This is a genomic window from Pirellulaceae bacterium, from assembly GCA_029243025.1.
Taxonomy (GTDB): Bacteria; Planctomycetota; Planctomycetia; order Pirellulales; family Pirellulaceae.
Map to the genome: position 1 here is coordinate 145,322 of JAQWSU010000010.1, position 24,492 is coordinate 169,813.

Genomic DNA, 24,492 nt, shown 5'->3' on the forward strand with positions numbered 1-24,492 from the left:
CCGACCGTTGAACTAAAACGGGATGTCATCTTCTGGCGGAGGCGGGCCGCCGGCAGGTGCACTTGCCGGTTGACTAAAATTCGAGGAGGCCTGCTGTTGAGGCGGACGCGATCCAGCAGGACGGCTTCCCAGCATTTGCATTCGCTCACCAACCACTCGCAACTTCGACCGTTTTTGGCCATCTTGCTCCCAGGAATCCAACTTCAATCGGCCTTCGATCAAAACGGGGGAACCCTTACTCAAGTATTCTCCCGCAACTTCGGCTTGACGTCCCCAGAGCGTCACATCGACGAAGGTCGTTTCATCGATCCACTCACCGGACTGATTCTTGCGTCGATCATTGACTGCCAAGCCAACTTCCGTCACCGCCAACCCACTTTGGGTGTAGCGAAGCTCTACGTCGCGGGTAATATTACCCACCAGGATTACTCGATTAAAGCTTGCCATCAGTTGATCCTTATCCTTGGAACGAGCAAAGCTGCCAGAACACTACTCTTTCGTCTCCGTGCTTACTGCTCCCTCGGACGAACCATCCGTCGCAGTTTCTGTCGCAGTTTCTGTCGCAGTTTCCTTCGGCGGCCCGGTTACCTCGGGTTTTGTCGCCGGTGTAGACGTCACTCCCTTGGCATGCTCGACGAACGTATCGACGAGCCGATCATCGATCTTGATGATCAAATTTCGCAAGACATTTTCATTGAGCTTGCAGGCTCGATTGAGATCGGTCTGCTTCAGACTGTCTATGCGGAAGTAGGTAAGCCAATAGGTACCCTTGCGGTGCCCTTCGATGGAATAAGCTAACTTTTGCTCACTCCAAAGGCGACTGGCCAACATTTCGCCACCACAATCAGTGACTAACTGATCGATCTGCTTTGCGACGCCACCCGGATCGCGCGAATACCGGTTGCTGTCGAGCAGAAACATGCCCTCGTACACGTTACTTGCCAACTTGATCTCCTCGTTATTTACGGCCCGTTACGAGCCATTGTATTGGTTCATGCAATGAACCGTGTCGCTGGCGGCCCAATCGAGCACACCTTTTGCAGCACGTTGCACCGCAGCATCCATCATCTGTCGATCTTCATCATGAAACCGACCCAGCACGTAGTCAGGCACATTCCAGCCTTCCGGCGGTTGCCCGATTCCAATTCGAAGTCGGCTGAACTCTTCGCTACCGAGTTTTTGAATGATATCCGCCAGACCTTTTTGGCCGCCCGCCGAGCCTTTGGCTCGAAATCGCAACCGACCAACGTCCAAGTGGAAATCATCGCAAATCACCAGCAAATCTGTTCGTTCAAGTTTATAAAAATCCAAAGCGGCTCGCACACTCTGTCCACTTCGGTTCATGTAAGTCGTGGGACTCAACAAAACCATTCGCCCAGCGGGGGTGGCAATATCAGTCAACTCCCCTTGAAATTTCCCGCGTACCGGACCAGCCGCATTCTGTTTCGCAACAGCGGCCACCACCTCAAAACCGACATTATGCCGAGTTGCTCGATATTTCCGGCCAGGATTTCCCAACCCAACCACTAACTTCATCGGTTTCGATCCAGGCAACGATTCGGGGTTAGCTGTTGCTTTTGTCGCTCGCCAACCGCCCAGAATCTGCCAGACCTGAGTCCACCAACGAGCCATTTGTCCCGTGCTCAACTATCGCTATCGCCCTCCTCGTCCGATTCCTTCCGTCCGATCACTTCAGGCTCTGCTCCATCAGCCACCGCTGCTTCTTCTTCCAACTCGGCCGCCGGCTCAACACACTGCACGATCACAACCGTGGAGTCAGCCAGCGCTTCTGCATCCGCAGGCAGGTCTAAATCGGCTACGGTGATCGTCTGCCCCAGTTCAAGAGAACCGACACTCACATGCAATCGATCTGGAATGCTTTGAACCGAGCATTTCAACTGGACTTCATGGAGCAAGTGCTGAATCACTCCCCCGCTCCGGATTCCAGGAGCCTCGCCCCGCAGGTCGATTGCCACGTTTGTCTCCACTTGCTCGCTCAAACTAACGCGAGTGAAATCAATGTGCAAGATTTCGTTGCCCATTGCATCCCACTGCACATCACGGACTAAAGCATTGTCAGAGACAGCGCCCGCCAACTTCGTCACTTTGCCGCCGCGACGCAGGAAGATCGACAGTTCACTCGCGCAGAGTGCCAAACTCACTGATTCCTTGCCGTGTCCATACAGGATGGCCGGAGTTTGACCTTGAGCTCGCATACGTCGAGCTTCTCGGGTGCCGCGAGATTCTCGAATTGAGGCATTCAGTACTTCATTTTCGGACATCGGAGTCTTGATTCCTTCGATCATACCGGGTCGTCATCAGACCGTCGCTCTGCCGGGAACTCGTCAACGGACGGTCTAGCGAGCAGACGGGAATCTGGAATTTTCGCAGATCAACGGTGAATTACAACCCCGTTTGAGCCCCAGAACGAGGTTGATTGTTCGCAAAACGGGAGCCGATAGACCTTGTCGTCGTTTTGCCACCCTATTACCCTTGGTGCAACCGGTATTGCTTCCCAACTCTCCGCAGAATGCCCCCGGCCTCTCGGTAGTTGGCCTCTCGGTAGTTGACCTCGGGGGCTTTGACTGTGATTTTGTGAGGCGTCCGGCGATCAAAATTTGAATTCCCCTTTCACAGGGACGCAAATCGGCCCACGGTAGGATTTGAGATGGCGAAGGCGAGCAAGAAGAAGAAAAACGTTTTCGAGTATGTTGAGCCCATCGGGGCGAGGATCTTGGTCCGAAAAGACGAGCCCAAGCGGGAGACCAAAGGGGGAATCGCCTTGCCGGACCAAGCTGAAATCCCCACGATTACAGGACGAATCGTAACCATTTCGGCTCGAGTGGAAAATGATGAGGACGTTCCACTGCGGCAGTATGACAGGATTCTGTTTCACCCCAAAAATGCCATTCCAGTCGACTTCGAACCTGACAATCAACTATTTGTCGTTCCTGTCGAAGATGTGGTGGCCGTTTTCCGCCGCGACGAGGTTGGTCCCGAATCCTAAAAAACGATTCGGTCTCAGCAACCAATGGCTGGCCCCACGCCCAAACTCCGGCGAAATCACCGAATTATCGCACCGTTAGCGGAGACGGTCTCGCCAGTTTCAACGGCCGCCCAGATTCAAGATCGAGGTTCAGCACGGCGACTTACTTTCCTGGCGTAACACCGGCGACACGAAAAATCTCACTGATCGACTCATCGTGGTGAATTCGTTTAATTGCCTCGCCCAGCAGGGCAGCCACGCTGAGCGTTTCGATCTTGGGAATCGCCTGTTCTGTCGTCAACGGAATCGTGTCGGTCAAAACAATTTTCTTAATCGGGGCATCTCTGAGTCTCGAAACGGCTTCTCCGGCAAGCACCCCATGAGTTGCTGCCACGTAGACTTCGCTGGCGCCCGCTTCGTCGACCATCCGCGCGGCACCACAAATGGAACCGGCCGTGCTGATCATGTCGTCAAACATCAAAGCCACCCGACCATCGATCGGACCACCGATAATATTGGCTTGTCGCGTTTCGGAAGGACTACTGCGGCGTTTGTCTACGATTGCGATTTGACCGCCGAGCCGTTTGGAATGACCGACAGCCCGTTTGATACTGCCTTCATCCGGACTGACAATGACGATGTCATCAGGCTTCAAGCCCATGTCGAGGAAGAACCCATTGAGCACGGGTGCTGCGTAGAGATGGTCGACCGGAACATCAAAAAACCCCTGAATTTGGGCCGCATGCAGGTCCATGGTCAGCGCTCGATCGGCTCCCGCACGCGTAATCAGGTTTGCCACTAGCTTGGCCGTGATCGGAACGCGTCCTTCATCCTTACGATCTTGGCGAGCATAGCCAAAATAGGGCAATACGGCCGTGATTCTTGCCGCACTCGCCCGTTTGCAACTGTCGATCATGATCAACAGTTCGATGAGATTCTTATTGACAGGCGGACAAGTCGACTGAATCAGGAACACATCGCGACCACGAACGTCTTCCTCGATCTTGCAGGAGATTTCGCCATCAGGAAAATCACTCAAGGCGATATTTCCCGGGCTGAGATTGAGAAAAGTACAGATTCGATCGGCAAGCGGCCGATTCGCCCGACCGCTAAAGATTTTCAGTCCACGCATAAGACTCTGCAGGTCGCCTCGGTGATGACGCAGGCTGCCGAAGTGGGCTGCCCCCGAATGAACGGACAAGGGATTTCGACAAAGCGATGCTCCTGATCGCTGCCAGCCCGGAAAACCAAGTTACGTCCGAGCGATGCCGATCATAGCACATGGGACCGTTTTAATTCATCTTCAACGACACGCAAGTCCTGCATATTGTTCACACTCAACGCCTCACAAGGCTTCAACACGGGCGACGCCTTGACGACTTTGCCGGCAGCCTGCAGAATTCCCGGGCAATCGGTGATGTAATACTCCCCTTGGCGATTATCATTTTTGAGTTCTCGCAAGGAACTGAGCAATGACTTGCAGTCGAAAATGTAGGTGCTCATATTGACTTCCTGAATCGCTCGCTCATCCTCCGAGGCATCTTTTTCTTCCACGATCGCCCTAAATTCGCCATCCCGATCACGAACAATCCGTCCCAGGCCTGTCGGATCCTCCTTGATCAGCGTTCCCAAAATACAAGCAGGACGTTCGGCTTCGTATTCCTCCAGCAACTGCCGCAAGGAAGAAGCCTGAGTCATCGGAGAATCCCCCGTCAAGACAAGGACTGGACCGTCATGACCCTCCAACAACGGCATGCACATTTTCACCGCGTGCCCGGTCCCCAATTGCTCGGTTTGTTCGGCAAATCGAACCGACCCACGCTCTCCCAACGTTTGCTTGACATCCTCACCCCGATAGCCGACAACGACGATCGATTCATCGACACCCGCATCCGACAGCGCATCCAAGACATACTCCACCAGCGATCGCCCAGCAGCCTTGACCAGCACTTTCGGCAAGTCCGATTCCATACGCGTGCCTTTACCGGCAGCCAAAACAACAGCAATGGGATGAGTCATCAGTTCCTCAGACCTTTCTTGGGCCGCTCCCGGACAACGCCCGAGGGAGGCGGATTAGCAGTTCAAAGCGAAATCGGTGGCAAACCGACTCTTTTTTTCGCCCGATTGATGAAAACATAGCATGTTAGGAGGATTTACGCCTGAATTCTCCCGCATTCTGGATCGCCCGCCGAGTGATCACGGCCCATGCGTTGACAATAAAAATAGCCAAGTCCTAAAATAGCGAGTTTTCCCCTCCGGAAAATCGACGTCCCGGACGCCGGCGTGAGCCCCCTGCGGCCCGGCCAGCGGTGGGGAAGTCGGCCAGGTTGTACCGGGAGCGTTCTTGCCTTGAAAGAAGCCATCCAGAAAGCTGACGTTCTGATCGAAGCACTCGCCTGGATTCGAAGATTCCGCGACAAGATTACGGTCATCAAGCTGGGCGGCAGCGTGATGGAAGACCCCGATGCACTGCGTCATGTGCTTTTGGATCTGGTCTTCATGGAAACGGTTGGCATGCGTCCTGTCGTGGTACATGGAGGAGGAGCAGCCATTTCGAGGGCGATGGATGCCGCCGGCATCGAACCTCACTTCATCCAGGGCCGTCGCTACACCGATGATGCGACACTCGCCATTGTGAAGCGAGTCCTCGCAGAAGAAACAAACACCAATCTGGCAGCACAAATTGTCGAACTGGGTGGTTGTGCTACCAACCTCAACCACCAAACAACCAACGTTCTGTTCGGCGAACGCATCAAGTTACCCGCGGCAGATGGAGAAATGATTGACCTCGGCCAGGTGGGACGAGTCACGCAAGTTGACTGCGACACCATTATTGACCTCTGCCATCAAGGTCACATTCCCGTCATCCCATCCATGTGTCAAGAAACAGAAACAGGAAAGCTGCTGAACGTCAACGCGGACACAGCCGCAACCACCGTTGCCCAGATGTTGAGCGCCGAAAAACTAGTTTACCTGAGTGATGTAAATGGAGTACGAAGGGACAAAGACGATCCGAACACCCATTTACATTCACTGCGAGCGAGCGAAGCAAGGCAGATGATCGAGAACGGCAGCATCGCGAGCGGCATGATCCCGAAAGTAGAAGCCTGCCTCGAGACCTTGGAGAAAGGAGTCAAGAAAGTGCATATCGTCGATGGAGGGCTACGTCATTCGCTGTTGCTGGAAGTCTATACGACAAGCGGCGTCGGCACAGAAATCGTACATGATCGGCCCCGTTAAAGGCACCCAAGCACGGCATTCCACATTCCACGAAAGGCGAACCCTGGCAGCCTTTCAGCTGTCTTCCGTGTTCTCTGGAGTCCGTCACGGATTCCATCCATTCCTATACTTAACGAGCAGAACGACGCGATGAGTACCGACACCACACTCAGCTCCAACGAAACAGTTGATCTGTTTAAGAAATACGTCATACCGAACTACGGTCGCTATCCGGTCAGTCTTGTTCGGGGCGAAGGCTCCTATGTCTGGGATAGTGAAGGCAAACGCTATCTGGACCTATTTCCGGGCTGGGGCTGTAACCTTCTTGGACATTGCCCGGCCGAGGTGGTATCCGCCGTCCAGGAACAGGTCGCAACGCTGATTCATGTGCCCAACAGTTGGCATGTCGAGTCACAAGGACGATGGGCTCAACTGCTCTCAGAACGCAGCTTTAAAGGCCAAGCGTTCTTCTGTAATTCCGGCACCGAAGCCAATGAAGCAGCCATTAAACTCGCAAGACTCCACACCGCGCCCGAATGTTACAAGATCATCACCTTTGAAGGGGGCTTTCATGGACGAACTTTGGGTGCAACGGCTGCGACAGCTCAACCGAAATATCACGAAGGCCTTGGCCCGCTCATGGCCGGTTTTGTTTATGCTCCCTATGGCGACTTAGAGGCGGTTCGCAGTCGCATCGATAGCCAAACATGCGCGATCATGGTCGAACCCATTCAGGGAGAAGGGGGAATCCGGATACCATCGGCAGAATTTTTGCAGGGCTTGCGAGAGCTTGCGAATGAACACCAGCTACTATTAATTTTCGACGAAGTACAGAGCGGATGCGGCCGCACGGGAGAATGGTTCGCCTACCAACACTTCGGCGTGACCCCCGACATCATGACGCTTGCCAAATCGTTATGTGGCGGTGTTTCGGGTGGGGCCATGATGACCACACCAGAAATCGCGCCTAGCCTGCGTCCCGGAATGCACGCAGCAACTTTTGGCGGAAACCCGATCGCAGCTCGGGCCGGCATCGCAACCATTGAGATCATCGAACGAGACAATCTTTTGGAACATGGAAAAGCCATGGGCGAATTATTTCGCCAGCGGCTTGAACAGCTCGCAGCGGAATGCGATTTGGTCCAGGAGATTCGCGTCCAGGGAATGATGATCGGTATCGAACTCTCGACCGAGGGCGCCCCGATCGTGCAGGCCTGCTTGGATCACAATCTGCTCGTAAATTGCACCCAATCAACCGTCATCCGTTTGCTTCCAGCACTTAACGTTACCGCCGAACAAGTGAATACGGGAATCGACATCCTATCCGATGTGCTCAAGAATCACGATTCCCAAGCCTAGCAGAAAGACTCGTGCCGCGGCCAAATTCACCTCGCTGCTCAAATCGAGTCCATGTTACGACTGAGGTATTCGATATGCGTCATCTACTGACAATCAATGATTTAACGTCGAATGAAATCGAAGAGATCCTTTCGATCGCAACCGATTTGAAACGGCGATATGAAAGGGGAGAGCGCCCACCGGAACTAGCGGGACGGGTGCTCGGACTTTTGTTTTCGAAACCGTCACTGCGTACCCGCGTCAGCTTCGAAGCCGGCATGACGCATCTCGGTGGAACCAGTTTGTATCTCGGACAGGATGTCGGCTGGGGGACACGCGAATCGATTGCTGATTTCGCCAAGGTCATCAGCCAATATGTCGACGTAATCGTCTGTCGAACTCACGGACATGAAATGGTCGTCGAACTAGCGAAACACAGCGATTGCCCAGTCATCAATGGATTGACCGATCAGTCTCATCCATGCCAAGCTCTCGCCGACGTGATGACGCTGCGCGAACTAAAAGGACAAAACGGCTCCAAGAAGCTCACCTTCGTCGGAGATGCTAATAACGTATCACGTAGTTTGGCTTTGGCTTGTACGAAACTTGGCATTTCCTTCGCGATCGCAGCCCCCAGCAGCTACCAATTCAATTCCTCGCTGCTCGATTCGCTGCAAAAAATGAACAGCAAGGTCGAAATTACACAGACAGACGATCCGCGGGTCGCCTTGAAAGACGCCTCTGCGGTGTATACCGACGTCTGGTCGAGCATGGGCTTCGAGAACGAAACCGAAACTCGCAAGAAAGATTTCGCCAACTACCAAGTTAACGCGCGGATGATGGAATTCGCACCTAGCGACGCAGTGTTTATGCACTGTTTGCCAGCACACCGTGGTGAAGAAGTTTCGGCAGAAGTGATTGATGGCCCTCAAAGCGTCATCGTCAAACAGGCAGCCAATCGGATGCATGTGCAAAAAGGTCTACTGCTGTGGTTGATCAAGAAATCGCAAGCTTGATTTCGATCGATAACCTCACGCCAGATCACAGAACTAAGAAGGAACCGATTGAATGCGACACGATGGACGAACGGCCGAGCAGTTGCGCCACATCGAGGTGCAACGCAATTTCACCCGCATGGCGGATGGCTGTTATCTCTTTTCAGCCGGAAATACCGTTGTCCTGTGCACCGCCAGCATCGAAGCTCGTGTCCCTCCCTGGTTGGCTGACTCCGGCAAAGGCTGGGTGACCGCTGAGTACAATATGCTCCCCGGCAGCACTAGCCCGCGAAAATCACGGGACCGGGGTGGCAAAGTTGACGGACGAACAACAGAAATCCAGCGACTCATCGGTCGAAGTTTGCGGGCAATCGTCGACCTCGAAGCGCTTGGCGAGCAAATGATTACCGTTGATTGTGACGTGCTTCAAGCCGACGGCGGAACGCGTACAGCCAGCATTACAGGTGCCTTCATGGCCTTGATCGACGCGATCGATCAACTTGATCCAGCACCAGCAAAATCGCCCATCAAGGATAGTGTGGCAGCCATCAGTGTAGGTGTCGTCGACGGACAACCCGTACTCGATCTTGATTACAAAGAAGATTTTGCAGCAACCGTTGACATGAACGTTGTCATGACAGGCAGCGGGCAATACGTCGAAGTCCAAGGCACTGGCGAGGAGGCGACCTTCAGTGACGAAGAGTTCCAGCAGTTACTGAAATTGGCCCGCAGCGGCATCGGTCAACTCACCACAATCCAGCGTGAACAATTGGGCAGCTCAAGATGGTAACCAAGCGGACTCCCTCGCCAGAGCTTTCTACCGGCGAATTGTTCGCAGGTAAAAATCCATCCGTTTGACAGGCGCTGGCCCGAGTCAAACCGCCCCGCAACAGATTTCATTTGGCACTCTTCCGCCAAACCATTCCGCGAACAAGCCGGCCGTTTTCTGAAAAATTTCTCCGCGGCGCGCAAAAACACCAGCCTCAACGGGCTCTAGGGTCCAATAGCCTGTCACCCCTGCAGGCAAGCGATTCGGCATCGAACGAAGGTAGAGATTTCTCGAGATTTTTATGTGCCTCATCCAGCAAACTCGTTTTCAGAATCGGATCGTCGCGAAAAAGGTAGGATAATGCTGTTGAAAGATCATTGGGCTGCTACTTGGCAAACCGATTCAGCACAGATCGAGAGAAGAACTCAGACGATGGAAGACCGGACATGTTTCTCTGCCTCCTGCTTATTCCTTGCCATCGCTCTGTTCGGGACAAGTGTCAGGTCAGCTGAAACGGACATACCTGCTCCTCTTCAGCCATGGGTGGACTGGGTGACTTCAGATACACCGGGTTACCAATGCCCGACCATCTACAACCTGGCCGATCAGCCGATTTGTTTTTGGCCTTCTGAACTCCAACTAAAAGCCAAGGCCAATCGAGCATCTTGGTCGATCGATGTCCGCGTCTTTCAACGGTGTTGGATACCTTTGCCTGGCAGCGATCAGAACTGGCCGCTCAATGTGCAGTTGAACGGAGATCCGATTGCCGTCCTGCAACAAAACGGCAGGCCTGCGTTGCAACTTTCCCCTGGCGTTCACGAACTCGTTGGTGAATTCGTTTGGTCGGAAATTCCCCAACGAATCGCGATCCCAAGCGAGGTTGGCATTCTGTCTTTGGAACTCGACGGTCAACCCGTTGCTCTCCCTAACTGGGATACGAGTGGCAACTTGTGGCTCAAGCGGCAACGGGCAGAAGTCGAGGACAAAGACTTGGTTTCAATCCAGGTCTACCGCGTCCTCGAAGACGGGATCCCCATCTGGTTGCAAACAGAAATTGAGCTGACCGTATCCGGTAAGAGTCGAGAAGAGGATTTAGGCTGGATTCTACCGAAAGGCTGGATTCTCACCCGACTTGAAAGCCCAATTCCCGTGGCGATCGATGAGGACGGTCAGATGCGGGCCCAGATCCGCGCCGGCAAGTGGTCCATTCACGTCCATGCGTTTCGCACAGACGATCCGAGGGAAATTGGTTACTCAGCAACGACGCAGCCAATCACCAACTCGGAGTTGGTCGGCTTTCGGGCGAAGCCAAAATTTCGCTTGATCGAACTGGAAGGCGTGCGGCCGATCGATGCAACTCAAACGACTTTCCCAGCCGAGTGGCGTAATCTGCCAATTTATCAATGGGAAACAAGCAAACCTTTTCGTCTCATCCAAAAAAAAAGAGGGATGGGCAAACAAATGGCTTCAGGCCTCAACATGAAGCGACATTTCTGGCTCGATGAAAGTGGCAAGGGGCTCACGTTTCACGATCAGCTCCATGGCACTATTCAAGAAATCGGTCGACTCGACGTGGTTGCTGGCCAAGACCTGGGCTCGGTTCGCGTCAATGGCAAAGCCCAATTGATTACAACGGACCCCGAAACGGATGCCCAGGGCGTTGAAGTCCGTGTGCAAGACCTTCATCTGGAAGCGATTGGTCGAGTCGAACGCACCGATGAGTTCTCTGCAACGGGCTGGAAAAGAGAAGCTGATTCGCTCAATATGACACTCACCCTTCCCCCCGGTTGGCGACTGCTTGCCCTCTTTGGTGCCGACGAAGTTTCAGGCGACTGGTTAACCTCCTGGACACTGCTCGACCTGTTCCTGCTGCTTATTTTCTCACTAGCCATCTTTCGTTTATGGGGCATTCGGGCAGGAATCCTAGCTTTTCTGGCCTTTGGATTGGCCTACCAGGAACCCGGAGCACCTCGTTTGTTATGGCTATTCTTGCTAATGCCAATAGCATTGCTTCGCGTTGTCCCATCTGGAAGTGACCGACGCTGGCTTATCGGCTGGAAGTACCTGGCAATCTTGTGCCTCGTTTTATGCCTCATCCCGTTTTTCGCCATCCAAATACAAAGCGTGATCTATCCGCAACTCGAGTTGCAGAACAACGGCTATGCTGCCAGAAGTATGCTCTCACGAATCGGCGCTGTTCCCTTTTCGTCTGCGCGATACGGACGGACACTGATGCCCGCCGAAAATCAGATTTTTGATGAGGCGGCGAAACAAATCGACTCATCCAATGCACGTTTCCAAAGTTCGAATCTGCTTTTCGATCCGCAAGCAAAAATCCAAACCGGTCCAGGAAAACCACAATGGCGATGGAATCAAATCGAGATCCGCTGGAATGGTCCCGTTTCTGAGAAGCAGAAAATCCACCCCATCCTGATCTCGCTGCCAATCCATCGCTTGCTGACAGTGGTCCGGTTAGTTCTGCTGTTATCACTGGGAGCAATTGTGCTCGGCGTGGGGCCTCTGTTCAAGAAAGTATCCCCGCGCGCTGCTGCTGCCGTGATCACCATTGCCCTTTATTTACTGCCAACGTCGCTGCAAGCGCAAATCCCCGATCAGGCCATGCTTCAAGAGTTGCGCGAACGCCTGCTCAAGCCGTCTGATGCCTATCCGAATACCGCGGAAATTCCAACCGTTGACTTAAACCTTGCTGCAAATCGTGTCACGGTAACCTCGGAGATTCACACGGCGTTACAGGTTGCCGTTCCGCTTCCGGGACGTTTGCCTGAATGGTCCCCTGTTTCCGTGAAGGTCGCCAATTCACCCAATGCATTTGTGACTCGGCGAGATAATTACCTCTGGGTGGTCTTACCGGCAGGCGTCCATCAGGTGGAAATGCAAGCAATCCTGCCGGACACGGCCGAGTGGGAATGGACCTTTTTGCTCCAACCCAAGCGAGTCAACATCACCGCTCCCGGCTGGAATATCAGTGGCCTGAGCGCCAATGGAGTGCCGGAAAAGCAAATCTTTTTTTCCAAGCAACAAGTGGCGACGAGCGCCGCCGAAGCGAGTTACGATCGCAGAGATTTCAACTCGATCGTTGCCGTCGAACGGCAACTTGAGATTGGACTGATTTGGCAAGTTCATACCCAAGTAACACGTCTGTCGAAATCCGATAAAGCCTTATCTCTACAAATCCCTCTACTGCCAAATGAAAGCGTGTTGACAGCCAATGTCAACGTCGTCGACAGCTCGGTCAACGTCGCAATTCCAATGGAACAACAAAGTTTCAAATGGACAAGCGAATTACCAGTCGGTCAAGAAATTAGCTTGACGGCAAATAAAACCTCCCGTTGGATCGAACGTTGGTCCCTTGTCAATTCACCGGTCTGGAATTTCACGCAGATAGGCTTGCAACCCATCTACGAAACATCCGCAGACAACCTGATCCCCACTTGGCATCCCTGGCCCAATGAAAATGTCCTGCTGACATTCAGTCGGCCATCTGCCGTTGAGGGCGAGACGGTTACGATCAAACAAGTCGAACATCAAACATCCGTTGGACGCCGACAACGTAATACAGATCTCACCATTGAGCTTGAATCCAGCCTGGCAACTGAATTCAAGATTGGCATCGACTCCCGTGCCAAAATCCTTGCAATCGTCATCGACAATCGCCAAATTCCGATACGCTTTGATGAAGGACAATTGAGTGTCCCCGTAGGTCCAGGAAATCAAACAATCAAAATCTCCTGGAGCACACCAACAAAGATCGAAACACGCATCGAGACCGAAAGGATCGCATTGCCGTTGCCTGCTTCGAATGTTGAAACATCCATGGACGTGCCGGAAAGTCGATGGATTCTGTGGGCAACGGGGCCGAGACGTGGGCCCGCCGTTCGTTTTTGGTCCATTCTCGTCTTTGCAATAGTCGCAGCGTTGATTTTGGCAGGACTTCCCTTATCTCCGCTCCATCGTCTTGAATGGGTTTTACTCGCAATCGGCTTAACCCAAGTTCATTTGATGGTGGCTTTATCTGTGATTGGCTGGCTGTTTTTGCTTGCCTGGCGAGGTAAGCAAGATCCCGACAAGATCCATTGGGCTGCTTTCAATCTGCTGCAACTGTTGCTGATCGGCACGACCGTTGTCGCGATGGTCAGCCTAACAATTGTGGTGGGACAAGGCTTATTGGGTAACCCGGACATGTTTATCGAAGGTAACGCGTCCACAAGAACTCATCTCGTCTGGTTTCAACCGCTTACGGGACAAAACCTCCCACAGCCATTCGTCATTTCAATCTCAGTCTGGTTTTATCGACTTGCCATGCTCTGCTGGGCACTCTGGTTAGCGTCAGCCTTGCTCCGATGGCTCAGATTCGCGTGGACACAATTCAACCACGGAGCTCGATGGCGACGGAAGAATCCCCGTCATCCAACCGCGCCAGTCCAAGTCGAAGTCGTCAAATAATTGCTCACAAGCATTCGCGCCAGACACCAAGTCGCATCATGACCGCACAGATTCCCCTGAAGCCGGGAGTCTCCAACGGTGGAACAGGACCCTATATGCCCGTGCGACGCTTGAGGCTCGATCACCATTCTGTGTGACTCCTTCTAATCAAATCGGCTCGATAAATGTTCATGGCACGCAATCGGCCCCCGGCTCCTCCGAGTCAACAGGGCTTATCACCTCCCGCCAAAACTCGCAGCTCCCCCCCGGCTGGCGGCCAAACGATGTCCGAACACCGATCGACCGGCCAAGTAGGGAAGAGATCGCACCCACGAAGGGTGGACTCCTTAAAGCCGCAAAACGGTTAAATTCTGCTTCAACGCCGCTTTTCCAGGCTTTTTGGCGGGCATCAGCGCGTTAGCAGGCGTCAGAAAAGCGGAAATCCAGCCGTTCAAATCGCCAGAAAGTTGTTTGTTAAACTTCGCTGGTTGTGTAGGATGAACGTTGCACTCGCATCGGTACGCTGCCCAATCAATCAGCGACGGGAATTCAAAATGCTTAAATTTATTTGTTGGTCTACCGCTTTGTTTTTGGTAACAACTTGTATCAACTCAGCCCACGGTCAGTCTCGATTGATGGGTGACAAGTACACAATCTCAGTTGCCAACTTCCCCGACAGTTTTGGCGTCACCTACGATCCGGTCATTGTGCCAAGGGGTCAGGACTTCTTTGATTTTGACAGCATTGAAAATGATGGTGATGAATGGAATGGTGGCGTGCCTGTGGAACTCACCTTTGATGGAATTGAGGAACAGGCGGGCGGACTGCTTGTAAACGAACGGACCACTACTTGGGCTGGAAAAGATGGTGGAATTTTCGCCGTCCAAGCTTCAGGAATTGATGGCGAAACCGAATTCGATCTTCTGGACTGGGAAGTCGAAGGTGAAGTGATCGAATTCTCTTTCAAATCGGCAAATGGCGGTGCCTTGGCCAACGAAGCTAACGACAATAGTTTCTACTCGGTGTTAGGATTGGATTGGGCAAACTCCGACGAAGATGAAATGCCTTATTTCTTTGAACAAGGTTTCTATTTCTACTTTGGTAAAGACGGTGTTCCAACGAGTGGATACGCAGTTCAGTTGGAAGGAATCGGGCTACTGGTTGGTGAACATCCCTTCGACGAGTCAGTCGAAGAAGTGGTCTACATTGGTTACAGCCGCAATCAAGTGGAAGAGCTCACGAAGCCATATGAGGGCGGCTACCACATGACAGGCGGAACGACCCAACTCGATGCCGAGGCTTCCTGGAATCTCCTGTTGCAAACCGTCGGAATCGTTCCAAGCGGACAAAATGAGCTCTATTGGGGTATGTTAACTGAGCCACCTTCCGGTGACCCGATCGTTTTCGAAAACGGAGACACCGACCTGAACGGCGTGATCGATGTTCACGACATCGACCTTTTGAGTAGTGCCGTACGGGACGGGTTGGTGGAAGATCGTTTTGACTTGAATGACGACGGGAAGGTCGACAGCGTCGACCGTGGAGTTTGGGTCGAAGATATCATGAACACTTGGTTTGGCGATTCCAATCTGGACGGCCAATTCAATAGTGGCGACTTCGTCTCCGTATTCACAGCCGGCGAATACGAGGACTCGGATGCCGGCAACTCCACATGGGGAACTGGCGACTGGAACGGCGACAGCGAATTCGACAGTGCCGACTTCGTTCAAGCGTTCACAAAAAATGGATACGAAAGGGGTCTTCGTCCTTCCGTTGCAGCGGTTCCAGAGCCACAAAGCCTCGCAATCATTGGCTTAGTTTTGACCGTCGTTTCATTGCGTTCCCGACGACGACAGCCGTAAGCAGCCTAGTTGGAAGTGTGGAATCGAGAGAAATCAATTCCGGCGAGCGAGAATCGCTTCGTCAGGAGATGGCATCAGCCAGACGGTTATTCACCTGCTCGACCGCCTCGGCATGCACGGCGACGACGTTGTCGCGATTCTCCCAAGGGCGGTCTGGAAAACTCAACCGATTGGCATCCGCGTCATATTGGCCTAGGCGATAGCCCAAGTCACGAATCTGGCTAGCAAACTGATCTGCAGAGCTGTCGAAACGCTGTAAGAGGCGATCTTTCAACTCCATCACCCAGACCGGTGGATTTCCAACAGCTAATGACTTGATCGCTCCCTGAAAGGCCAGCGGTTCAGCGCCTTCAATATCAATTTTCCCCATCGCGTAGCGAGTGTCCCCGATCATGTCATCAAGCGTTACGCAGGGCACCATTTCGGACTTTTCAGCTTCACCGTCCAACGAGAAGCGGTTAATCAGATTGGCAGACTGCAGAAAACTTGCTTCACCACTCTGCTCGCCAACGGCGGCAAACATCGTCTTCACCTGCGTTAATCCATTGAGTTTCACATTCTCATTAAGACGTTGAAACGCAACTTTCCCAGGCTCGAAGGCAAGCACTTTCCCCTCCGCACCTACGCGAGAAGCGGCCAACAAGGTATAGACGCCAATGTTTGCTCCCACGTCGACAAACGCATCACCGGCACGTAAATACCGCATGGCAAAGTTACCATCGTCATAGTCGATCATGCCATTGGTATAGATCATCAACCCGCCACCTTGGCAATCGGGATAACAACGCATTTTCATGTCGCCGTAAACAGAGATATCCCATGGGCGACGCACCACGCGTTTGTAGGCTTGCCAAGCTACGGCCGTGCCAACAGCCCGTACGCGTCGGTCACGGTTGGCCGGATGTGACCAGACGAATTTCACAACGTCCAACGCGATCATGGATTACCTTTATTGCAAGCTGAGCCAACGGAGAAATGCTTCTCAGGCCAGGGAAATCTATGCCATTCCAGCGGAATACGGCCCAACCGTCCACTATACACGGAAATAGAATCTGCTGACGACTGTTTCAAAACGTGACGTTGGATCGGACCTGCAGCAGCTTCTACATCCGTTACGGTTGGTCCAAGCCCACCCGTGATCTATTGCTGCAGTCATCCCCCCTGCTCTCTCTCTTTTCCTCATCGCCACTGGCTCCGCCACTATCGTCGTTTCAATCATCCGAAACCGTCGATTAACACAACCCCAACCACCCGTTGGAGCATTGGCTGCGGCAAACACTATCTCAATTGAGCAGTTGCGATCGAGCTGGCTAGTTTGAAGGGTCACTTCGCAGCCTTACAAGCCGATCAAAACAGTTTTTACGTGCACCGCCCACGCAGCAAGCTTGCAGCAAACGAGGGGGAAACATGAGGCCTCTGAATCCATGAGGGTTCATTCAACATTCCCCCCAGCAGAAGGAAGAAGAACACCCATTACTCAGCCAACGACATTCGCAGTATTTCATGATCATTTCGGACGATCACGTGCTTGTTAGCAAAGGCCGGATGACACCAATTGACAATGCTATTTGCGAAACGTCGAACCCCATAGCCGGATTCCGTATCTGGTGTGATCAGTTTCGTACGATCCACCTCCTCAGGACCTTCCGGGCTGAACTTGACGATCAACAATTCGCCCTCGTCATTCATCATAAAATACCGATCGCCATTTGCGACGAAAAAGGCGGATCCCCAACGCCCCTGACGAGTCAGTTTGTCATTCACCCACAGTCTTTCGCCCGTCTTCAAATCGAGCCCACGAAATTCGCCGTAGCTACACGTACCGTAAAAGTAATCTCCCTGAATGATTGGTGTCGTGATCATCGCATGCAATCCATCGGTTTGCTGAGGTCGTTCACCTGTACCTTGGATGTGCCACAGCTGCTTGGCCGTCGGCTGATCGTCGGCTAATTCCACCAGCACGGATCCGCTGTAAAAAGAAGAAACCAAAATTTTGGACCCGCTTTTGACCGGCGTTGCAATCGACATACCGCTATTCACCTGTGTGGGAATCTCCCAATAGATTTCCCCGGTTTGCGGATTCAATGACCGCAAGAATTGCGGATCCCAATAAATAAGTTGGCGGGTGCCGGCATGTTCGTAGATCACGAACTGGGAATAGCCTAACTCATAATTTGCGGGCAATGCGCTCCACACTTCCTCGCCCGTCATTTTGTTGAAAGCGCGGACTTGATCGCTGTTCTTTCCGCCTGTCGCGAAAATCACCAAGTCCCCATCAACAATGGGTGCTGTGGAAGTTCCGAAAACGGGCAGCAACAAACCGTACTCTTTGCGACTGTCCTTCGACCAGATTAATTCGCCTGTGTTGATATCCAAGCAACGAATGTGGCCAACCGATCCCAACGTGTACACTCGATCGCCATCGATGGTTGGAGTCGCTCGAGGCCCGGTTCGATAGGATCCCATGACCTCACGATAATGCGTCTCCCAATCATTCGTCCACAACGTCTCACCCGTTTTCTCATCAAAACAGATGACCCGTTCGATCGCTTCGGCGATTTCCGTCTCCGGCTTCGGCCGATAGTCCATCGTGATCACTTTCCCATCGGCAACAACCGGTCCTGAGTAGCCCGACCCAATCGGTCGCCGCCAACTAACTTTGAGTCCATCATCAGGAAACTTCTGCAGGATTCCTTGCTCATGCCAAACGGCGAGTCGATCCTTGCCGCGCCATTCAAGCCAGTCGTCAGCACGCAACGGACCAGCAAGCAAACAACCTGTCACTAGCGACAAGCAAAGCAATCTTCGTTTTTCTTGGATCGTATTCATTCGTTCGATAGACTCCCAATGGGTCCAGAGGATTGAACTTTGGCCTGATATGTATCGCCTCATGACTTATTTCAACGGAAACCTTGCCAAGAGACAATCCATCTTCGTAACAAAATGCCTTCCAATTTCAGCTCAAAAGAATCTTGACTACCGCGGCTTCAAACCTTCCCGTGCAAGGCACTACGATCCTATCCAAAAGGATTCAGTTACTCCGCCATCATCGTCAATCGATCTGATCATTAAGCGAAATGGCTGAGTTAGGAGATTGCCGTGGATGCCAGCAGGCCAGCGTAACACGGATCATCCTTGAATAAATGCGGAAACAGCGATTGCCCATGTTGCCGACAGCGAGCCTTGCTGGCCAACAGAAACACGAAGAATCCCCAAATTGCAGCCACCATGCCTACCATACGAAAACTGTCAGACGGGCGGTCTGTATTCCTCAACTAATTAATCGCCGCATACAAAGGCTGGAAAGATCGCCGCAATGATCCAACCCGATCCATTCGATATGACGATGACACACTGATAGACGATGAAGCCATCCAACGAGCCATTGATTTAGCGAACGAAACAACATTTGGTCTCAATTGGCAAAAAGGAGAGGTGGCGTTGGTCGATAATCTTCGAGTCATGCACGGACGAAAGCCATTCACGGGCCCCCGGTCTGTCTTGGCTTCACTCGCTGCGGCTGACAATCATGAGGGCAACCTTCCCGAATGACTTGCAGGCGAACAGACAAGCTGTCATCTTTTCTCGCGATCAAAAGTATTGTCTCACCTCATCGAATTCCACATCCGACGGATCATCCTGAATTATGGCATCGGCCAACTCGTCGAATCCCAGCATTCCGCGGATCGACAGCGAACTGCCAGTGGTCACGGATCTACCGCGGCACGAAAGCCCTGGTCACCTGATCTATCAGAGCAGCGCAAGACAGAAAGTTGTTCAAATTGTTTGGCACTCGCCCCAGATTCAAAAATCAGCAAAACGCCACTCTGCTGCAAAGTCGCGATCCGGCCTACTTTTGTTAATTCGCTGTAGCATAGTCTGCATACCCAAAATACGGCCCAAGTGAGTCAACCCCGCGCACCTTTCTGCCCCTTGAGAGGGGCGGGCCGTCTCTCGATCAAATTGACTTGCGATCGCTGTTCACTTAAGCTCTGGATCGGTGGATGCAACACAGTTGAGGGGTGTTTCACCTATTCTTCCGCTATTGGTACGACGGGGACACCGGGGGACGGGGACACCGGGGGTGGTGCGCGTCTCCAACACGAACTGTGAGCATCTCTGCCTTCCATCACAGGATGTCTTAAGAACTCATCCTTTCATCACGGGTAGAGTTGAATGCTCAGGAATCAAATTCATTCCAGACAAATTCGCAAGCGTCAAACATCGACAAGAAGAAGCTGTCGTTTCGAAAGGATTTCCTGTTTGGAGATTCTTGAAAGTCGAAACCTCCTCGCGAGCGATCTCATCGGCCAACCGCAAGTCACCGATTGGCTGACTCCCGCCGATCCGTTCGATGTGGAAGAACTTGAGCACGATAATTATGCTCACGATCTAAATCCCGCTCAGGATTTAAATTATCTTCACAAGTTAAACCACTCCCCCGATTGTTGCTGCGCTGACTGTCAAGGCGTTGAAATCGTCCCATCCAACGACACTCACGATCTAAATCAAATCCATGATCCAAACGGAGAATTTCGATTTGACAACGATCATTGCCAGCTCCCCAAAGAACCCGATTACTTGGTTCAGCGTGACAATGATTTCTACACAACGCTCGATGATGCAATTGAGGAGAAGCCCGGCTCCCAAGCTCGTTTAGAATCCGTTTACGGCATCAGCGACGAAACCTTGCATTCCATCAAGCAAAAGTTCGCGGAGCCCGATCAGATTCAACAATCGTCGGATACTCAGTCGGTAAGTGACACAGTGCCCTTACCCGACACATTCTTATTGCACAGCAATCCGACGGCCAGTAAGACCATTTTCCTTGACTTCGATGGCTTTACTGCCACGGGAACTTGGTGGAATTCCAGCTACGGCAACTCGATTGTTTCCCCCGCCTACGATCCTGAAAACGACGGTGCTGCGTTTTCCTCAACTGAGCTCGCGCGCATCCAACGCATTTGGCAACGTGTCGCAGAGGATTATGCGCCCTTTGACGTTGATGTGACTACCGAAGACCCGGGTGAAGCAGCCCTCGTCAATACGGGTGGAGGAGATACGGAATGGGGAATCCGTGTTGTCATCACAGTCGATGATTTCGCCAATTGCGGTTGCGGCGGCTTTGCCTACCTGGACAGCTTCAATTTTAATTATCAATCGACGAACGCAAGCGACACTCCCACTTACGTTTTCAATTCATCAGAGATTGGCGTTTCCGCGGCCATTAGTCACGAGGTCGGCCATACGTTGAACTTGACACACGATGGAACGACTTCGAGTAATCCGGTTCAACCTAACGCGAGCTACTACAATGGGCACGGATCAGGAGAAACCAGTTGGGGCCCGATCATGGGCAGCGGCTATTACTCGAATGTGACAACCTGGGATCACGGCGAATACTATGGAGCAAACAATGACGGGAGCGACGCGAACAATTCCCACGGACGCGACGACATCGATGTCATTGCAACGGAAAATGGTTTTGGATTACGCTCGGATGACCATGGCGACGACATATCCACGGCCGGCTCCGTAACTTATCCCAGCCTGAATTCTTCTAACTCGAATCTGATCGACGTTGCACTTTTTGGCATCGTCGAAGACCGCAATGATTCAGACTTTGTCAAATTTGAAACGGCTGCAGGCACCGTTGATCTAACCATCGAGTCCTACACGGGTCGAGCACTCATCTCAAATGGGGATTCGACCTACTCCACTGCAATTGAAAACACTTTTTACTCCACAACACCACAAAACAATCAAGGCAGCAACCTCGACGTACTGGCAACGCTGTATGACTCCACTGGAACTCAAATCGCCACCTCGAATCCAACCGGATTGAGCGCCAGCTTTTCGGAAATCAGCTTAGCAGCAGGAACTTACTATCTTGGTATTGAGGGCAGCGGAGCGGGAGATCCGTTTTCATCCACGACAACAACGGGCTACACAGATTACGGCAGTATCGGACAGTACTACGTAACCGGAACGGTTCACCCCACCGATCTTTACTTGAGTGTTAGTGCAACAAGTGCAGACAACGACGAAGGTAGTGCGGGCACTACGGCCTATAATTTTGATGTACTGATGACAGAGGCTCAAAGTGAAACGGTCACAGTGGACTGGAGCGTAACCGGTTCAGGAACATCGCCGGCTGACGCTGCGGACTTTGGTGGAACGCTTCCTAGTGGCCAAGTGACTTTCCAGGCTGGAGTAACGTCGGTCCCCATTACAGTTTATGCGACAGGTGATTCAGACCTCGAAGCCGACGAGACATTCCAAGTGTCCCTCAGCAACCCCACGACGGGACAAGCATTCAACGGAGCGTTTGGATACATCCGAAGTGATGACGCTGAGTTACAGGGTCGAGTCTGGAACGACCAAAATAATGACGGCAACCCAAACTCAGGTGAAACCGGAGCGGCTGGCATCACCGTCTACCTGGATGCAAATAGCAACGCCTCACTTGACAGTGGCGAAATCACCACCGTCACTGATGAGAGTGGCGACTATGTCTTTTCTGTTTCGCCAGGTGACTACTCGATTGGCATCAACCCATCCACAAATCAAACCCAGACATTTCCTAAAAATGGAAATGGCGAGTTCGACCCCGATGATTATCCAACGGGGACGGTCCTCAATTCAGTCGATTCCAGTCTCACATTCACCGCCATCGGAACGGGAGTGAGCAATGCCAATGTAACCGCCTACGATGGCATTTTCACCACGACTGGCACACACAACTTCGGTAACACATGGAATACTGAATTGTGGGACACCGACCCAGCAACGCTTCGCATCGACTTCGTCCAAGACATCAATGAGGTCAGCCTTGACTTCATTTCCGATGACAGTTCGGACTACGGACACATGCGAGCTTACGATGCGAATGACAATCAGCTAGCCGAAGTCGCAACCGACAATCTTGGATACTTTGATGTCGAAACAATGACGATCACGCGAGCGGCGAACGACATCGCCTACGTACTTGCGTCCGGCCGCAATGGTCAATTCGGCGCATTAGACAATTTGAAATACAGCTTCTCCGGCCAAGGCTCTCCGGTCTCGATTCAAGTCTCTGTGGGAACAGAGATCGCCAGTTCGAATGATTTCGGCGTTTACATGACGACTCCACCGGGCTCTGTTTCGGTCAGTAATCCCTCTGGCGCCACCACCAACGAGACAGGCAGTGCGGTCAGCTTTACCATCGAGTTAGATTCCGAACCCACCGCAAATGTTACCCTGCCGATCAGTTCCAGCGACTCGACCGAAGGCGACGTGAGCCCCACGTCAATCGTCTTCACCTCGTCCAACTGGAACGTGCCGCAAACCGTGACCGTCACCGGTGTCGACGATAACCTCGACGATGGCGATGTGGACTACTCAATCGTGATCGGAGCCGCGAGTTCCAGCGATTCGAACTACAGCGGCATTAATCCAGCCGATATCAACCTCACCAACCAGGACGATGGGGATACGGCAGGCATCACGGTCAGCAGCCCTTCGGCTTCCACCACCAACGAAACGGGCAGCACGGTTAGCTTTACCATCGAGTTAGATTCCGAACCCACCGCAAATGTTACCCTGCCGATTAGCTCCAGCGACTCAACCGAAGGCAGCGTGAGCCCCACGTCAATCGTCTTCACCTCGTCCGACTGGAACGTGGCTCAAACCGTCACCGTCACCGGTGTCGATGACAACGTCGACGATGGCGATGTGAACTACTCAATCGTGATCGGAGCCGCCAGTTCTGACGATGGAAAGTACAGTGGTATCAACCCAACCGATATTAACCTGACTAATCAGGATAATGAAACGCCTGGCATCACGGTCAGCAGCCCTTCGGCTTCGATCACCGACGAAACGGGTAGCACGGTCAGCTTTACCATCGAGTTAGATTCCGAACCCATCGCAAATGTCACCCTACCGATTAGCTCCAGCGACTCAACCGAAAGCAGCGTGAGCCCCACGTCAATCGTCTTCACCTCGTCCGACTGGAACGTGCCGCAAACCGTGACCGTCACCGGTGTCAACGACAACCTCGACGATGGGGATGTGGACTACTCAATCGTGATCGGTACCGCGAGTTCTGTCGATGGAAAGTACAGTGGTATCAACCCAACCGATATCGACCTGACGAACCAGGACGATGGGGATACGGCAGGCATCACGGTCAGCAGCCCTTCGGCTTCCACCACCAACGAAACGGGCAGCACGGTTAGCTTTACCATCGAGTTAGATTCCGAACCCACCGCAAATGTTACCCTGCCGATCAATTCCAGCGACTCGACCGAAGCCAGCGTGAGCCCCTCGTCGATCGTCTTCACCTCCTCCAACTGGAATGTGGCTCAAACCGTCACCGTCACCGGTGTCGATGACAACGTCGACGATGGCGATGTGAACTACTCAATCGTGATCGGAGCCGCCAGTTCTGACGATGGGAACTACGCTGGCATCAACCCAACCGATGTTAATCTGACGAACCAGGACGATGACGACAATCAATCCCCCATAGCCGTTGCGGACGCGGTTACGGTCAATGAAAACGAAACCACATCGAATCTCGAAGGTGGTGCACTTAGCGTCCTAGCAAATGACACGGATGGCGACGAGCAAACTCTGACGGCAGTGCTTTTGGGCTCGCCTGAAAACGGCAATCTCCAATTCAACGATGATGGTACTTTCACCTACACGCACGATGGCTCAGAAACAACAAGCGACAGTTTCACCTACCATGCTAACGATGGGAGCAACGATTCGAACATCGCGACGGTGACGATCACCGTCAATCCGATCAATGACGCGCCGGTCGCAACCGGTGAATCCTATGACCTCAGTCAAGACACCACTTTTAATCCGACGGCTCCTGGACTCCTCAGC

The 24,492-nt window shown here is 52.7% G+C and carries 16 protein-coding genes; 8 read left to right on the top strand and 8 right to left on the bottom strand.

Translation table 11 applies throughout. The annotated features are described in order from the left end of the window. Positions 1–12 precede the first annotated feature (12 nt). From ssb to P8N76_05335, 4 genes are read right to left on the bottom strand one after another with little or no spacing between them, the layout of a single operon-like run. A complete protein-coding gene (ssb, locus tag P8N76_05320) occupies positions 13–447 on the bottom strand; it encodes a single-stranded DNA-binding protein (protein MDG2381072.1) in 435 nt (144 codons plus the stop codon). Between the two features lie 42 nt (positions 448–489). Continuing rightward, a complete protein-coding gene (gene rpsF / locus P8N76_05325; GenBank protein ID MDG2381073.1) occupies positions 490–945 on the bottom strand; it encodes a 30S ribosomal protein S6 in 456 nt (151 codons plus the stop codon). A gap of 27 nt (positions 946–972) precedes the next feature. Further along, positions 973–1,632: an aminoacyl-tRNA hydrolase gene (gene pth, locus P8N76_05330; protein MDG2381074.1), complete on the bottom strand. Its 660-nt coding sequence runs from the start codon at positions 1,630–1,632 to the stop codon at positions 973–975. Positions 1,633–1,643: 11 nt separating this feature from the next. Beyond that, positions 1,644–2,282 carry a 50S ribosomal protein L25 gene (locus tag P8N76_05335; GenBank protein MDG2381075.1) on the bottom strand — a complete coding sequence of 213 codons (639 nt, stop codon included), beginning with the start codon at positions 2,280–2,282 and terminating at the stop codon, positions 1,644–1,646. Positions 2,283–2,668: 386 nt separating this feature from the next. On the opposite strand from P8N76_05335, the gene P8N76_05340 reads away from it, so the two are divergent. Continuing rightward, positions 2,669–3,007, top strand: coding sequence for a co-chaperone GroES (locus P8N76_05340; GenBank protein ID MDG2381076.1), 339 nt, complete (start codon positions 2,669–2,671; stop codon positions 3,005–3,007). A 142-nt stretch (positions 3,008–3,149) separates the two neighbouring features. Here the strand turns inward: P8N76_05340 and P8N76_05345 are convergent, their stop codons facing one another. Both P8N76_05345 and P8N76_05350 read right to left on the bottom strand, forming a co-directional pair. Next, positions 3,150–4,118 carry a ribose-phosphate pyrophosphokinase gene (locus P8N76_05345; protein MDG2381077.1) on the bottom strand — a complete coding sequence of 323 codons (969 nt, stop codon included), beginning with the start codon at positions 4,116–4,118 and terminating at the stop codon, positions 3,150–3,152. Between the two features lie 140 nt (positions 4,119–4,258). After that, a complete protein-coding gene (locus P8N76_05350) occupies positions 4,259–5,005 on the bottom strand; it encodes an NTP transferase domain-containing protein (protein MDG2381078.1) in 747 nt (248 codons plus the stop codon). A gap of 330 nt (positions 5,006–5,335) precedes the next feature. Between P8N76_05350 and argB the strand changes: the two genes are divergently transcribed. The 6 genes from argB (at position 5,336) to P8N76_05380 (ending at position 15,612) form a co-directional block, all read left to right on the top strand. Beyond that, the gene (gene argB, locus P8N76_05355; protein ID MDG2381079.1) at positions 5,336–6,226 is read left to right on the top strand and encodes an acetylglutamate kinase; all 891 of its coding nucleotides are present in this window, start codon (positions 5,336–5,338) and stop codon (positions 6,224–6,226) included. A gap of 129 nt (positions 6,227–6,355) precedes the next feature. Next, entirely contained in the window at positions 6,356–7,564 is a 1,209-nt protein-coding gene (locus P8N76_05360) for an aspartate aminotransferase family protein (GenBank protein MDG2381080.1), read from the top strand. 74 nt (positions 7,565–7,638) lie between these two features. Continuing rightward, positions 7,639–8,559, top strand: coding sequence for an ornithine carbamoyltransferase (argF, locus tag P8N76_05365; GenBank protein ID MDG2381081.1), 921 nt, complete (start codon positions 7,639–7,641; stop codon positions 8,557–8,559). A gap of 52 nt (positions 8,560–8,611) precedes the next feature. After that, the gene (rph, locus tag P8N76_05370; protein MDG2381082.1) at positions 8,612–9,328 is read left to right on the top strand and encodes a ribonuclease PH; all 717 of its coding nucleotides are present in this window, start codon (positions 8,612–8,614) and stop codon (positions 9,326–9,328) included. Between the two features lie 411 nt (positions 9,329–9,739). Further along, the gene (locus P8N76_05375) at positions 9,740–13,771 is read left to right on the top strand and encodes a hypothetical protein (protein ID MDG2381083.1); all 4,032 of its coding nucleotides are present in this window, start codon (positions 9,740–9,742) and stop codon (positions 13,769–13,771) included. A 533-nt stretch (positions 13,772–14,304) separates the two neighbouring features. Next, positions 14,305–15,612, top strand: a complete 1,308-nt coding sequence (locus tag P8N76_05380) for a hypothetical protein (GenBank protein ID MDG2381084.1) — start codon at positions 14,305–14,307, stop codon at positions 15,610–15,612. 61 nt (positions 15,613–15,673) lie between these two features. Here P8N76_05380 and P8N76_05385 read toward each other — a convergent pair whose 3' ends face one another. Together P8N76_05385 and P8N76_05390 are read right to left on the bottom strand one after the other, a co-directional pair. Next, positions 15,674–16,552: an FkbM family methyltransferase gene (locus tag P8N76_05385; GenBank protein MDG2381085.1), complete on the bottom strand. Its 879-nt coding sequence runs from the start codon at positions 16,550–16,552 to the stop codon at positions 15,674–15,676. A gap of 533 nt (positions 16,553–17,085) precedes the next feature. Then, positions 17,086–18,441: a PQQ-like beta-propeller repeat protein gene (locus P8N76_05390; protein ID MDG2381086.1), complete on the bottom strand. Its 1,356-nt coding sequence runs from the start codon at positions 18,439–18,441 to the stop codon at positions 17,086–17,088. Positions 18,442–19,875: 1,434 nt separating this feature from the next. Between P8N76_05390 and P8N76_05395 the strand changes: the two genes are divergently transcribed. Then, on the top strand, positions 19,876–24,492 hold a 4,617-nt coding region (locus P8N76_05395), incomplete at its 3' end, for an Ig-like domain-containing protein (GenBank protein ID MDG2381087.1).